This is a genomic window from Chitinispirillales bacterium ANBcel5, from assembly GCA_029688955.1.
In the GTDB taxonomy this organism is placed as follows: Bacteria; Fibrobacterota; Chitinivibrionia; order Chitinivibrionales; family Chitinispirillaceae; genus Cellulosispirillum; species Cellulosispirillum alkaliphilum.
In genome coordinates, this window is sequence record JARUKZ010000005.1 from 24,029 (window position 1) to 38,966 (window position 14,938).

Below are 14,938 nucleotides of genomic sequence, written 5' to 3' on the forward strand. Positions count from 1 at the left end.
TGTATAAAAAAGCGACACTAAATGCTATCGGAACAATAATTCTACCTCATTCATTACCTCAGTGAAGAGTTGTGGGTCACAAAACAGCTCTGCCATACCGGGATCATCCCATCCAGACTGCTTAAATCCGTTCAGTTCCCCCGGGCCCCTTAGCTTAAAATCAATTTCAGAAATCTTAAATCCATCGGTTGTCGAGCAAAATTGTTTTAATCTGGTTAAGTTCTCCTCATCAGCGGTGTCTGATAATAAAAAGCAATAGGACTTTTTATCTCCCCGCCCAACCCTTCCTCTTAGCTGGTGAAGCTGGGCCATGCCAAAGTGCTGTGCTCCCTGAATTACAATCACCGTGGCTTCACTGACATCCATCCCCACCTCAATGATACTTGTAGCCATGAGCAACCCATCTTTACCCTCTTTAAAACGCTTAACAGCCAGATCTCTTTCCTCGCTTTTCATCTTTCCATGTACACAGCCGATCCCAACAGATGATAAACCATTTCTGATAAGCTCATCCCTTATCTCTTCCAAACTTTTTGTCGCTTCACCATCCTGCACAGCCTCTATCCGTGGGACAACATAGTACACCCTCCCCCCCGAGTTTATCTGTTGCTGTAAAAAGGAGATCATATCACCTTTTTTGTGCTGTGGAACCAAATGGGTGGAAACCGCGGTTCTGCCCGGTGGAGTTGAGTGAAGTGTAAGCAGATCCAGATCCCCGTAAAGTGTTTTGGCCACAGTTTGTGGAATGGGGGTAGCGGACATCATAAGAAAATCTGAACGATGGTCTTTTTCCTGTAATTGCAGACGCTGTCCCGCGCCAAACCTTTGCTGCTCATCAATAACGATCATGCCTAAAGTATTATACCTGACTGAGGGCATAAACAGGGAGTGAGTACCAACAACAAACTGCAGCGCCCCGGATGATAGATCCTTTAAAATTTCCCTCTTTTCAATACTACTTACACCTGAGCACAGTAGTTTTGCCTTAAACCCCAGTGCTGTCAGCCACTTCTGTACAAGGGTAAATGTCTGTTTTGCCAACACCTCAGTAGGTGCCATCCACGCCACCTGCAACCCTTCATTTAACGCCGGAAGCGTAGCAAAAAACCCCACCAGTGTTTTACCTGAACCTACATCCCCCTGCAACAGCCGGTGCATTCTGTTTTCGGAAGCGGCATCACGGTGGAGAACATTTATACACTCAAGCTGATCAGCGGTTAAAGAGAATGGTAACAAGCCCTTCATTTGTTGCACCAAATCACCAGCTTCCAAACTCCTTCCCGGAAGAGCGTATTTGCGCCTGTTCCACCGTATCGACAGCGCTGTTTTGTATAGCTGTTCGTAGCGGATTCTGTCCCAGTACCTTTTTAACTCAGTTGACTCTGGCTTGTGGATCTGTTTAAGACATTGAAAAAGGTCAGGGAAATTTTTCCTCTTTTCCAGAGACTGAGGTAAAACCCTGGGATAGTTCTTAAGACTATCTAAAATCCAGTCAATTGCCTTTCGAATATTTTTCTGACTTAAGCCAGCAACACGCATCCGCTCTTTTATGGAATATAGAGAAACATACGGTTGCACTGCATGGTTCTCATCCTTAAGCTCTTCTATCATAGGGTGAACCATCTGGTAGCCCCCAAAATATCCTATTTTACCGGTAAGAATAAGTCTCATTTCCGGCTTTATGGTTCTGTTGTAAATCTGAGCACCCTGAAACCATATCGCTTCCATTTTTCCACTCTTATCTTCAACGGAAACTCTAAACCGGGGTTTGCGCCCTCTTTCATATCTAACTTTTCGAACTGTTCCGCAAACAGTGCACACAGCATCCCTGTACTGCTCGAGGTCAGCCATCGCGACAGCCTTACTTCTGTCAATGTATCTGGTAGGGAAGTAATAGAGCAAATCACCGATTGTAGCTATACCATGGGCCTTTAAAGCAGCGACACGTTTGGGCCCAAAATTTGGTATCTGCGATAGAGGAGTGAGAAAATCCAATCTCGATTTTATTGGTTTGCTATCCATTCTTTTTCAAAGTTTCGAAAAATTAGCTGTTCCATAGAATTGTATACAAGATAATTAAAATTTGAGGGTAATGTGAGCACAAACCGCAAACTACCCTACCAGGTATCGTTGAAACAAACAACAACGACTTACTTGTAAGTAGGTTTCATAAAATAAAACCCTTGTTACTATAATATTTCAGTGCCCTGAGGGGTAATATATATAGCCTCTGATGACAGTTTTATTCATTTTCGGTATCAAAGGAGGTGTCGTATGGAGGGAGAAACAGTTGTTGGGTATTTCCATGTCGCAGCAAAACCAAATTACCCTGAAGGGTCTCTGGGAGAGCAACCTATATACTACGAAGGCAAAGAAGTGGGCCATATAGATTTTACCCCGGATGGCCATGGGAATGTAAAAATGCGGCTTGAGGACCTTGAAGGCAGAGTTCAGGAGTTGGGTACTGAAAAAGACCGTACCCGTGATGAATTAGAAGAATAGCAGCTACCTTCAAGGGAACGAGTATGCGCCGGTTAGAAAAAGCCGGCGCATACTCAATCTTAATCCCTGTGGTACTTTCTACCCCTTATAATCGATAGTGCTCTATACATCTGTTCAAAAAGAATCAAACGAGCAAGATCGTGGGTAAAAGTCATTCTGGACAGAGAAAAGCGCAGGTCTGCATACTCTTTAACCTTTTCACTCAAACCATCCGGCCCACCGATCACAAATACCATTCTACTATTATAGTTTTGAATGTTTTGGGCAAACTCCCTGGAGCTAAACTGCTTGCCCTCTTCAGCAAGCGCAAACGAGTAACCCTGACTCTTCTTTAATATGCTCAGTATTTTTTCACCCTCAGTTGCTCTATTACCATCCCTGATCTCTACTACTTCAAGCCTGGCATCAAAACCGATCAGCTTTTGATACTCCTGGATTTTTGTTAATAAATACCTCTCTTTTACCTTCCCCACTGCCACAACTTTAATAAACATACTTTTTCTCTCTACTGAAGCTGAGATGTAACTACTTTCCAGAAGATGTCGCCGCCCTGAGAAACCTCATATTCCAAAAAAAGATACCCGGCCCTGTGACCATCTTCAAAATACGCCAGCACCCAGTAGTCACTTACAAACCACATGTACTCCTCTGAAGGGAAAAACATGGTTCCCCCCAGCACACCTTCATAGGGAATAAGCTCCGGGCGCTCTTTAAGATCTGAAAGCAGCAGGTTTGGATCGGTTATACCCTGTTTCACCAATCCTTCTTTGTGAAATTGTGATAACCCCGGCGGACACCTATCTTCGGTTTCCGAAACCCGCGCCTGAAGACTATCTACTTTTTCCTGTAACTTTGTTGCCCGTATCTGGTGCTCTCTTACTGTTTGCTTTGTAGTTTGAAACATCACAGCCACTACTACCAAAACCACCAATGCAGCAATCAAAGCAACTGAAATTAAATTCTTTCCACGCATCCTGATCTCTTTACGGATAAGTTAAACAAGATAACCGAAGTCAAAACTCCCGACTTCGGTTATATAAGCACTCAGGGTAAATATAATACAGGGTAAAATGGATTGTTGTTGAAGCCTTATTGCTCCGAAGGGGAACGGTTGTTGTTGTCGGGATATTCTAAATTCAGTTCCCTTGAGAGATACTTTAAGAGGTCATGCTGTGCTACGGTCCCAACCAGATCCCCACTGCCACCGAGTACCATTAGCCTTGTTTTGCCGGTTCTGTTCATAAGCGTTAAGGCTTTCATGGCATTGTCACTCTCCTGCACTGAGTTATCCGCTGAAAAAGGTTTTGCATACTCTTCAACCCTATGCCGCTCCCACTCTTGCCTGGGGATATTTTTAAAATCTGTGATGTCGATACATTTTACCTTTCCGTTGTTCTCCACAGGAAAAATATTAAAATGGTACCTGTAGATATAATCTTCCACCAAATGATCAACCGTGGTATCGGCCGAAACCATCACCGGATCACGTTTTGTAAATTTTTCCACCGATTCTCCTTCCAAAGCACCCCGTACCAGGATACTTTCATAGGACATTTTTGAAGCGCTTCTGATAAAAAGGCCGATTAGAGCCCACCACAGGCCACCTACAATTCCTCCCGCCAGTACAGAGAAGATACCGATTGCAACTAAAAGCAGGCCAAAACCGGCCCCAATTCCTGAGGCAACCCTGGTAGCCCACTTTATATTCTTCTTCCAACCCCACAAAATTGCCCTAAACACCCGACCCCCGTCAAGGGGAAAAGCAGGAAGCATATTAAAGATAGCCAATACGATGTTTATAGTGCTTAAGTAGCCCAAAATAGCAAGAACTGGTACGGTGAAGGCCATAGTTTGACCGAGCACCGAAAGCCCCCAAAATGCAACACCAATAATTACCGATGCCACCGGTCCTGCCAGTGCCATTAGTAATTCGGCTTTTGCATGCGGTGGCTCTTCATCCATTTCTGCCACGCCACCAAAAACAAAGAGCGTGATACTCTTCATGGGTAAGCCAAAACGGCGGGCCACTAATGAATGGCTCAATTCATGAAGAACGATTGATATAAAAAGCCCTGCTGCACCAGCTACACCCATCCACCAGTATGTAGCGGATGATAACCCCTCGTGTAATACAGGAAATACTCCCTGAGCCAAAGACCACACAATTAGAACGGCAATTATTATCCAGCTCAAATCGATATATACTTCGAAACCAAGGAGTTTTATTATCTTAATTCGTTTTCCAAACATAGCATCCTCCACTCCTTTTTCCTGTATGTGTTAAGCACACAGGCTGTGAGTTTCGGGCTCAAAGCTTAAACCCGTCTACTGTTGAAAGACGCAAAGACTATACCTGAGAAGAGGAATCGATAAATGGTGAATGTTTTTAGCGGGCTTGCTGTACCTGTTTTTTGTTCTCTTCAATAAGGCACACCGAAAGCCACTGTAGATTTGAAATCCTGGGGACAAGAAGAAGGTCGGTATGAGCCACATCTTCAGAACTAAGTTGTGGATTAGAATAGAACGTCTCGATGATATCGATGCACGCTTCGGATTCCTCCAGATACTCCCTTAAAAGCCTCTGCAGCTCTTTACCGGGAAGCGTGTCTTTTTCAAGGAATGTAGTTTCAAGTTTCTTTACACACTTCTTGAAATGGTTCTTCGTTTCAATACTTTGTTGGGGATGGTTCATTATGTTAGTAAGACACTGCAGAGAATAATCCAAAAGATTTTGTAAGGCAACGTAATTAGTCATATCGGGGGAGTTTACTACAATCGCAGACACCACTTTGGCTTGCGACCTGCTACTCCCTTTTGTTTTTGTTTTCTTAACCGCTGAACCCATTTAAATCCCCATACTAATTACGCTTTCAAAACACTTTATATATGATCGAACACCATATGCTTTACTTCAACACCTTCGATTTTACAGAGAGCGTCTGTAAACTCTCCAAATTTCCCGTCATCACCAAGCAACTCTATGAGGACCAAACCATTTGGAGAGCAGGCGTTATCTGAAGTATCATGAATACCTACTCGTGTCTTAATAAAACACCCAAATTTGGTAAAAATATCCTGTACATCCGGAACATGTTTAACTCTATCGGTAATATGTACCCCTACAATATAGTGCTTTTTGTGCTCAGCCATACTACTCTCCTCTGCTTTTTAAAGTGTATCAGGGAAGCATAGAATCGAATTCCGACCTGTATTCTTTCATCACAAGCTGTGCTTTTGCTTCATCTCCCTTGGCCCTAAGGGCATTGTGAAGATTAATGTAGGCACTTTTTCTGGCGTTTTTCTGTGATGGAGCCATATTTTCCAGAGCTGTTTGGAACATTGCAATCGCTTCATTGTACTTATTTTGCTGAAGGTATATCAGTCCAACCCTGTTTTGAAGCTCTGAAGTTCTGTAATGATTTGGAAATAGTTCAAAATAGTTATGGTAATACTGCACCGCTCTGGTCTGATCTTCCGCGAACTCCAACTCTGCGAGCCTCAACCAGGATTCACCCGCAAAGAGCCCTAGAGGAAACACATCCAGGTACGTGTGAAACACCCGTTTTGCCTCAATTTGAGAGACATGTTCAGATTTTATCTTTCCAATAGAAAAGAGCGCGTCTTCTCTGTAAATATCTCGTACAGTCTCATCTTCATAGAGTTTTGTATAAAGCTCTAACGCCTCATTCCAGCTACCGCTTAACTCATATTCCCTTGCTGTTCTGTATATCTGCTCGACATTTGACAACTGCTGAACCGGCTGATCCTCCTCCCCGGTTTCATCGGTTTTAACCACCGCTGAAGTTTCCCGGAATGGGCGCTGTTTTTGTTCCTGTGCTTTAGCAAGCATGGAAAATTCCAGCCTATTTACCGATTCATCGGCAATAGTAATGAGAGTATCTATGGTTTCATATCCATCCTTTATGAGTTCTACTCTATGATCACCTTCAGAGCGATATAGCGCCAGTGGTGTTGAACCATAGTAGCGACCATCTATTTTAACCGAACAGCCAGGAGTGTTGCTGCGAATAATCAGCACTCTGTAATTTAGGAGCTCTTCAATAGCAGGTATACGGGTGATTTCGCTTCTGGAAACAACTATTCCACCATCTCTTATACTGTAGCTCTCATTTTCAGCGTCATATATGTAGCTCTGCCCGGCTTTAAGTTCAATTGCTTCTGCTCCATTCTTTATAATTACAGAGCCTTCAAGCACCTGGGTTGTAAACCGGTTGTTATCCTCCGGTTTAACACTGAAATAAGTTCCGGTAACACTGATATCGTAATCAGGTGTGGAGACGTTGAAACGTTTACCCGTACGCTGTTCATTAACATAAAACACAGCCCGCTGCTGAGATGTCTTCGACTCGGTAGAATTTGACACCCCTACTCTGTAGCTTGCCATTTCTGTACTCAGGTGTTCGATCTCCAGAGCAGAGCCGTTTTGAAGCTCAATAAAGCCATATTTATTCACCAGTTTGAGAAAACCACCCTCATTTGAACTGTATTGTTTTCGATCGGTGGCCAGGAAATCTACTATCTCAGCATCTGCCCCCTGAGCCTGAAAAACCAGTGTGGGGATAGATTGGGCATAATCGTTTAGGTAATTAAAGCTATTAAAAGTAAGCGCGCCAACGACGAGAATGAAAAGAACAACCCCGATATATTTCACCGAACTAAGCCGGTTAAGATAGTAATCGATCATGATCCAAAACGGCTGGGCTCCAAGACCTTTGCTCTTCTGGTCGCTGTTAATTTTTGAGAAAAGGTTTTCCTCCACCCGCTCCCAAAATCCACATGATGGAACTTTTTCTGCTCTTAAATACAATTCCCAATCACTCAGTGAATCTACTTTAGATACAAGCTTATCGAACTCATTTTCTCTGCTTTCGATTGAAAATGGTGGTTCAAGCTCTTCCTGGGATGCGGCTTCTTCCCATTCGCTGTTGTTTTGCTCCCAAATCTTTATTTTCTCGAAGAGTTTTTCTTCCCGCTGTTCCCATTGCTTCTGGGTACTGATTTTGGGAGTCATTATGATATTTTCCCACTCATCTCTTAATGAGAGTTCAGTTATACTATCATCGAGCTTATCTTCAATTTTTATCCATCGGTTGCGGGGCAACTCTTCCTGTGTATTTATACATTCATTTACCGGTTCTTCATACTCCCGGTATAAATCGATTCTTTTATAGAGCTGCTTTTCTACCCGATCCAAAAGCTCATGGGGAGTGATCTCATCTTTTTTAAGCATTGCAAGAGCACCAAGATCCTCAGCTTGTTCTATACGGGAATCAAGACGCAGCTCTACAGAAGTGTAATCGATGTTGGATTCATCGATATCACTGCGCAAAACTGACTCAAACCAGTGTAATTTGTTTTCTTCTTTTCCTGATCCCATATTCAAAACTCCTGGAACACTTAGTTATCCAGACCGTCCAGAAACTCCTTTATCTGTTTTCTGGCCGTAAAAAGCCTCGACTTAACCGTTCCTTCAGGTATTCCCATTATTGTGGCAATCTCCGCAAGGTCCATCTCTCCATAAATATTAAGTACGATAGGTATTCGCAATTTATAATCCAAAGTATCGAGCGCCTGCTCAACCAAATCCTTCAACTCAAGTTTCCGCAATGATCCACAGTCCATGGAAGGAACCATATTTTCAATTGAATCAAGGTTTACTGTATCTTTTTTGGATATTCTCTTCTCTGCCTGCTGATATCTCCAGCGCCTGGTACAGACATGTATCACCACCCTGTGAAACCATGTCTTGAAAGAAGAATCTCCCTGAAACGTTTTCAATGATAGATAGATCTGAAAAAAGACCTCCTGAAGCAGATCCTCATGATCCCCGTGTGCACCTGTAGTCTTATAGATAAGATTATAGGCGTAGGATCTATACATATGAAAAATTTCCTTAAACGCAAGCTGATTTCCAGCCCTGCATTCTCTAAGCAGCTCCTTACTTGGCTCCAGAAGCGTCTTATTCATACTTCCTACTCCCCCCCAATTATTTCGGATATAGAAAACCCCTGCTTTGACCTTAGTGCAAATAGATGATTAAGCGGTTCGATAATGTGCTACATTGACCTCTCTTTACCCCTAAAAAACATACTCAGGTCACCTACAGGACTTTTCCAGCAATACCTTTATTATATCATTACTCCCCACTCCATCAACATCTCCATGAAACGAGCGAACGATCCTGTGACGTAATACCGGATATGCAGCCCGTTTTATATCACCCTTATCCGGCGTAGCCCTGCCATCCAAAAGCGCATACGATTTGGCTGCAAGTACTAAAAATTGCGAAGCCCTGGGACCCGCTCCCCAACTCAGGTACTTTTTAACCGCTGAAGGACACTGCGCAGAGTCCGGTCTGCTTGAGCGAACCAGTGTAACTGCAGCCTTAACCACCGAGTCAGCCACCGGCATACTCCCTAATAACTCCCTGAATTTCATCACACTTTTTGCATCAACCACCGGGTCGACCTCTTGAGCACTAAACATCGATCGTGCGATCTCTAATTCCGATTGCTCATCGGGGTAGCCTATCTCTATGGAAAACATAAACCGGTCCTGCTGCGCTTCAGGCAGAGGATATGTACCCTCCTGCTCTATTGGGTTTTGTGTTGCAAGCACCCAAAAAGGAACCGGGAGCTTGTAATTGACCCCCGAAGAGGTTACCTCGCTCTCCTGCATCGCCTGGAGCAGTGCAGATTGTGTTTTTGGTGGAGTACGGTTAATCTCATCGGCTAAAACGATATTGCTGAAAACAGGCCCCTTCACAAATTTAAACTCCCGTGCACCGGTGGCCTTGTCTTCTACCAGTATCTCTGAGCCGGTAATATCTGATGGCATAAGATCGGGGGTAAACTGTACACGATTAAACTGAAGATCCAGGCATCGTGCCAGATTCTGAACCAGCATAGTTTTAGCCAATCCCGGAACCCCGGTGATAATACAATGCCCTCCGGAGAGAAAGCAGGCAAGAAGATCATCGATTACAACCTGCTGCCCTACAATTTTTTTGGAAAGCGCACCCTTTATCGCTTTGACCTTTTCTTGTAACTCTTGAATCACCCTGGCGTCATTACTTTGCTCTTTCATACTCATCCGTTTTCATTTTAGAGGATTTTACCTGATTTGCAGCATCATTTATATCCTTAAATGTAATATTTGTACTGATTAGGAAAAACAGGCCAACCGCGGTTACCACCAAAAAGGGTAATGCGTGATAAATGACTACCGCAGCTCCGGCTTTCTCCATAGGCACCTCTAAAAAAACAAGTCCCTGAAGCAATGCTGCGTGAAGAGTACCAACAAATCCCGGTGAAAGTGGAATGGCTGCTCCAAAAGCGGCAAACGCCTGGCCAAACATGCTCTCAATTATTCCAAAACTTCCCGGCTCACCAACTAAAAGAAGAATCACAGAAGAGTAACTGAAAGCAATCGCATAGGATAAAGTAATCACCAGAAACACTTTTTTAAATGAAAACATCCAGTCAAGATTTCCCGTGATCTCTCTACCGGTTTTCACCAAAAAAGCAGCTGTTTTTTGTGGTAAATACGTTGTAAGTTTCCTTGAAAACGATGCAAAAAACACAGGGAAACGCCAATATAGAAAAAATGCAATGATTGCAAGCGAGAATATTCCCGATGCAATAAGAGCATAAATGTGAAGCTGAGGAATTTTCCCGGTAATTAAAACGGGAAGAAAGAAAAATGAAAGAAATACAAGTGAATCGATTATCCTCTCAAAAACAAGAGAGCTTATACTCAGAGTGAGGGTGTAGTTATTTTTCTTCCAGAGCAACACAGCTCTGGCTGCCTCGCCAAGCCTTGCAGGCATGATATTGTTGACCATGAAGGCGATGGTTACAATAGAAAAGAGGCCCTTTCTATGGGTCTTTTCGATATCAGGAAGCAAAATACGCCACCTTAAAGCCCGAAGCCAAAGCGATGCTACCGAAAGAATGACTATCGCCCCAATTATTTTTATATCTGTAGTTTTAATCTGCTCGATCAAAACCCCAACATTTAGATCGGGGTGTCTAAAAAAAAATGCCAAACCTGCGCCCGCAAGCACAAGTCCGGCTACAACTTGCAGTACTTTTTTACCACTCACGAATTTTCCATTCTATTGAACACCAGGCCCGAATATAGCTTTGGGAAAAAGTTGGTAGATTTTTGAGGCATTCTCTCTCCCCCCTTAACTATTTCGTTAATTGTGTCAATTGACATAGGTTTAATAAAGAAACCTCCGTAATACTCTCCCTCGTTATTGAGATTTTCCACCGCAGTATTCGCGTCTTTTACATAATCTACGACATCATGTAATATATGCCCATCAAGTGGCAGTTGAAGTATACGGTTTATCACAATAGCATTTATAACAGAGACATCCAGATGTTTCCATAAAGAAGTTTTATCAGTCATAAACTCCTTTAAAAAACTCTCACCTTTTTCATTTAAACTCAATTCACTTAATTGAGAACTATCACAGTCCCAGTAGAGCATTTTTTTATTACTGTCCTGATTCAGTTTTTCAACAACTATACCACTTTCTGCTTTCCCAAGCTCAGTGACATCAAAATACTCCTGAAGCGCTTTTTTCATCTCAACACTTTTACCACTGTGTTTTTTTCTTACAAGACGATGAAACGGGCGTATAACAAGCCCGGGATCAGCCATGGATACCAGTGTCATCATTGTATGAGAGTATGCTTCTTTACCCTGATCCCGGTAAAAGCGAAGTGCGGTTTCATACCGGTGGTGACCATCAGCAATCAAAATAGTCCTGTCTGCCATTGCGTCTTTAACCCTACTAATAAGCTCTGAATCAGAACTTCTTAAAAGACGGTGTGTTACACCGCTTTCATCGTTAAATTCACCGCAAACTTCTGCCCGTTCGCTAACTTCTGCAATCAGGCTAAAGAGATCGCCCTGATCCGGGACTAAACCAAAGATCTGCCCTGTGTTGGTTTTTGTAGCATCAAGCAGCTCGTATCGATCCTGTTTGGGTCCGGATAAAGTATACTCATGCGGAAAAACGACCTGTTTTTCGAAATCCACAAGCTCCACCATAACAGTGATACCAGTACGAACCTTAACTTTTTCTATTCCACCCTCATTAACTACAAAATTTTGCTGATAAATATACACCGACTCCTGCTGATCCTGCTTGAGTACGCCCTGGGATATAAGTTTATTCAACGTCTGAGCAGCTCTTAGATGACGGTCTTTGTTTTCTTTATCTGATTGTTCCTTTTTATTCTGGATTATCCTTACCGCATTGTACTCATTTTTTTGATACAGTTTTTCAACCAGTTCGCTATCAATCATATCGTATGGGGGCGCACAGTACAGCCCAAGCTCCTCCTGATTTCTCAAGTTATACCTGTAACCTCTAAAAGCTCTAACCCCGGCCATAATTCCTCCTTAACGCCTATATTTGTCTATAAATCAAGTTTTGTCTGGATAAAAAAATGGTTACAAAATGTCCTGCGATGTATAGGAGACAATCCATAACTTTCTATTTTCGAAATATGTTCCTTTGTCCCGTACCCTTTGTTTGTATCAAATTTATAGTGAGGGTAAAGATCATGATAGTCTTTCATCATACGATCCCGCGTAACTTTTGCGACTATTGATGCTGCGGCAATTGATGCGCTCTTACCATCTCCCCCAATCAACGTTTTTTGCTTTTTGATATCAAAAAAAGGAATCGCATGATTCCCATCTATAAGAGCGATACTCCATTTGCATTCAATATTTTCGATAGCTTTTTTCATCGCAAGAAAGGTCGCGTTTAACACATTATTCTTGTCTATCTCTTCAACAGTCGCTATCCCTACAGACCAAAACGGTGCTTTTTCCGTTATTTGGTCATATAAATATTCTCTGGTTTTTTGATTTAATTTCTTTGAATCATCAATTTTTTCTATCTTCTGTTCATAATCCAGTACAACTGCCGCGGCGACAACCGGCCCTGCCAACGGTCCCCTGCCAGCTTCATCAACACCCACAATAAAATTTCCGCTTTCGGATTTTATTTCATAGTCAAACTGATACAGGTCCCCTTTGCTGTTTTTGCAGCACTTTTCAGGCATTCACAACTACCTTTCGCCCCTGTATCCTGACATGACCGCATGCAATCGCTTCAACTGCTTTCCAGTAAACAGCGTGTTCTGTAGCAAGCACTCTTGCCGCAAGGGTTTCACAGGTATCGGTGTCAAAAACTCTTACCGGTTCCTGAATTATAACGGGTCCATGGTCATATTCTTCGTCAACGAAATGTACTGTCACCCCTGTAACTTTTGATCCATAATCCAATACTGCTTTGTGCACATTGGAGCCATACATCCCTTTTCCGCCAAATGCAGGAAGCAGTGACGGGTGAATATTTATGATCTTTTCCTTAAAATGGTGAACCAGTTGCGCGGGAAGTTTTTTCATGTATCCCGCAAGCACGATTAATTGCACATTTTTCTCTTCAAGCTTTTCAATTAACGAAGAGCAATACTCTTTTTCATCTAAATAATGAGATGGTGAACAGTGTAGTACTTCTATGCCATACTTCCTGGCTTTTTCAAAAACCCCCGCGGAGCTGTTATTGCCCACCATCAGTACAAAATTTACATGAAGATCACCAGCTTTTTTTCTCTGTAAAAGAATATCAAAATTACTGCCCTGACCAGATGCAAATACAGCACAATTCATCATTTCATTAAACTCCTGCCGGCAATTAAATTCCTGCTTTTAATACATTGAAACAAAATCAGATGTTTGATTCCTGTGCAATGTGCTCCAAGGAATCCACATCACCACTTTTACTGAGATTATATCGTATTCCAGACCAAACGATTGTATTTGTCATAAACGTTCTGAAATAACTGATTATATGGGTCAATCGCATAAAAGGCTGAAATAATATGAACTTATAAAAACGGGTCATTTTTCCAAGAAATGGATAAAGCGTTGCGGAGAGTGCCTGGCCCAGATAAAAAACAAGAGCAGCCCCACCACCTAAATCAGTAAAACTATACGAGGGTGAAAGCACTGATCCAAGCAGCGCCACTGGTAATAGAAAAATAAGAATTAATACCGAAACAGCCATGGGTAGCGTGGGGAAAAACCATAGCTTTCGCTGATAGGCTTTAAGAAACATTATCTGTCGTTCGAACCATGAAACTGAACCACCAACCGTTTTCAGCAAATCATCAGTTTGAGTAATACATGATGGTACCACAACAGCTTTTTTCGACCCCTTGAAGACCAGATGTGAAAGGCTCATATCATCAACCGCGGCCTTTGACCATTTCTCCTCTACACCAAGCTCATCAAAATCCTTCTTCCTGATTGCCATTGAGCCGCCCCACAAACCCACACCACCAAAAAAGCATGCCGCACTGAAACTAACGTATATAAAGATATTCACATAGGAGTGGGTAAGCTCCCCCAAACTACCTTCCGGAGGATTAAGCCATCTAAAGCCGCTTGTAACTGTAACTTTTTCATCTGCCAGTGGCAAAATAAGCTCTTTTAGCCAGGTGGGGTCTGGTTTGATGTCTGAATCAGCGAACACATACACATTTGATTCATCCGCTTTTCGTAGCCCCGCAATCATGTTGTGATTTTTTTGAGCACACCTGGTGGAAAGCCCTGCTACCACAAGCTTAGCCCTTTTGTCTTTTTCCGTTATGGCCTTGATGTAGGGTACGGCTTTATCGCTCTCTTTTTCTACCACAAAGATTACTTCGTAGTTGTTGTACTCCAACTCCAGAAATCCCATTAAGTTTCTTCCCAGATCTTTTGGAACACCCTTACAGGGGACGATAACGGTACACCGTGGATTGTAGGAATCACTGAATTTGGGACGCATATATCTGTCGTAGATATATCGTTGGTAGAAGATGGTAAATACAGTAGCCACAAACTCTGCAGTAACAATTAGAGCAGCAATAAAAAACAGCATTTTTGTTACCACATTAGGACCCATCAGAGTTTCAAACAAAACCTACCCCCGTTTAAATTACAAATCCATTTTTCAGCAGAGATGGAAAATACGTCATATCAAACTGCGTTATTATATAAATCATCATTTTTATGCCGCAAAGTAGAGGTTTTTATAATTTTTAGATGATAGACGCAAAAAAAGAAGCAGAGGTGTGGATATCTATGCATGCACTCAGTAAGGCATTATTGTTGTTGATGATAACCAACCGGAGACTAAACGTTACGTTCCCCGGGAGCTTAACTCCCGTTTAAAGCAATAGGGTATAAACACCGTTGTTGAGTTTATGTTCTGTACAGCATTAGAAAGCGGTAGTAGCGCCGTAACCTCCGAACACCCTGACATACAAAGATAGAAGCCATAGAAAAGATGATTTCGATTGTAGTAATGAGTACGCAAAGAGTACTTCGACGCTTCGCAAAG

Annotated in this window: 15 protein-coding genes; 1 reads left to right on the forward strand and 14 read right to left on the reverse strand. The window is 42.5% G+C overall.

From position 1 onward, the window contains the following. Positions 1-24: 24 nt before the first annotated feature. The gene (locus QA601_03830; protein MDG5814195.1) at positions 25-2,022 is read right to left on the reverse strand and encodes an ATP-dependent DNA helicase RecG; all 1,998 of its coding nucleotides are present in this window, start codon (positions 2,020-2,022) and stop codon (positions 25-27) included. Positions 2,023-2,274: 252 nt separating this feature from the next. Here QA601_03830 and QA601_03835 point away from each other — a divergent pair, with 252 nt between their 5' ends. Beyond that, positions 2,275-2,502, forward strand: a complete 228-nt coding sequence (locus tag QA601_03835) for a hypothetical protein (GenBank protein MDG5814196.1) — start codon at positions 2,275-2,277, stop codon at positions 2,500-2,502. Between the two features lie 59 nt (positions 2,503-2,561). Here the strand turns inward: QA601_03835 and QA601_03840 are convergent, their stop codons facing one another. The 13 genes from QA601_03840 to QA601_03900 all read right to left on the reverse strand — a co-directional run bounded on the left by QA601_03840 (position 2,562) and on the right by QA601_03900 (position 14,515). Continuing rightward, entirely contained in the window at positions 2,562-2,996 is a 435-nt protein-coding gene (locus QA601_03840) for a 23S rRNA (pseudouridine(1915)-N(3))-methyltransferase RlmH (GenBank protein MDG5814197.1), read from the reverse strand. Between the two features lie 11 nt (positions 2,997-3,007). Further along, a complete protein-coding gene (locus tag QA601_03845; GenBank protein ID MDG5814198.1) occupies positions 3,008-3,475 on the reverse strand; it encodes a hypothetical protein in 468 nt (155 codons plus the stop codon). Positions 3,476-3,591: 116 nt separating this feature from the next. Further along, on the reverse strand, positions 3,592-4,752 hold the full coding sequence (locus QA601_03850; GenBank protein MDG5814199.1) for a site-2 protease family protein: 1,161 nt from the start codon (positions 4,750-4,752) through the stop codon (positions 3,592-3,594). Between the two features lie 136 nt (positions 4,753-4,888). Beyond that, complete coding sequence (locus QA601_03855; protein ID MDG5814200.1) at positions 4,889-5,347, reverse strand: hypothetical protein; 459 nt, start codon at positions 5,345-5,347, stop codon at positions 4,889-4,891. Between the two features lie 35 nt (positions 5,348-5,382). Beyond that, entirely contained in the window at positions 5,383-5,652 is a 270-nt protein-coding gene (locus QA601_03860; protein ID MDG5814201.1) for a hypothetical protein, read from the reverse strand. A gap of 28 nt (positions 5,653-5,680) precedes the next feature. Further along, positions 5,681-7,900 carry a PEGA domain-containing protein gene (locus tag QA601_03865; protein ID MDG5814202.1) on the reverse strand — a complete coding sequence of 740 codons (2,220 nt, stop codon included), beginning with the start codon at positions 7,898-7,900 and terminating at the stop codon, positions 5,681-5,683. Between the two features lie 20 nt (positions 7,901-7,920). Next, entirely contained in the window at positions 7,921-8,490 is a 570-nt protein-coding gene (locus QA601_03870; protein ID MDG5814203.1) for an RNA polymerase sigma factor, read from the reverse strand. Positions 8,491-8,619: 129 nt separating this feature from the next. Then, positions 8,620-9,609, reverse strand: coding sequence for a MoxR family ATPase (locus QA601_03875; protein ID MDG5814204.1), 990 nt, complete (start codon positions 9,607-9,609; stop codon positions 8,620-8,622). After that, positions 9,593-10,627, reverse strand: a complete 1,035-nt coding sequence (locus tag QA601_03880) for a lysylphosphatidylglycerol synthase transmembrane domain-containing protein (GenBank protein ID MDG5814205.1) — start codon at positions 10,625-10,627, stop codon at positions 9,593-9,595. The genes QA601_03875 and QA601_03880 overlap by 17 nt, the downstream gene beginning before the upstream one ends. Beyond that, the gene (locus QA601_03885) at positions 10,624-11,931 is read right to left on the reverse strand and encodes a DUF1015 domain-containing protein (GenBank protein MDG5814206.1); all 1,308 of its coding nucleotides are present in this window, start codon (positions 11,929-11,931) and stop codon (positions 10,624-10,626) included. Before QA601_03885 ends, QA601_03880 begins: the two co-directional genes overlap by 4 nt. Positions 11,932-11,957: 26 nt before the next feature. Further along, the gene (locus QA601_03890) at positions 11,958-12,611 is read right to left on the reverse strand and encodes a ribonuclease HII (protein MDG5814207.1); all 654 of its coding nucleotides are present in this window, start codon (positions 12,609-12,611) and stop codon (positions 11,958-11,960) included. Further along, a complete protein-coding gene (purN, locus tag QA601_03895) occupies positions 12,604-13,224 on the reverse strand; it encodes a phosphoribosylglycinamide formyltransferase (protein MDG5814208.1) in 621 nt (206 codons plus the stop codon). Before purN ends, QA601_03890 begins: the two co-directional genes overlap by 8 nt. Before the next feature lie 55 nt (positions 13,225-13,279). After that, entirely contained in the window at positions 13,280-14,515 is a 1,236-nt protein-coding gene (locus tag QA601_03900) for a glycosyltransferase family 2 protein (GenBank protein ID MDG5814209.1), read from the reverse strand. Positions 14,516-14,938 lie beyond the last annotated feature (423 nt).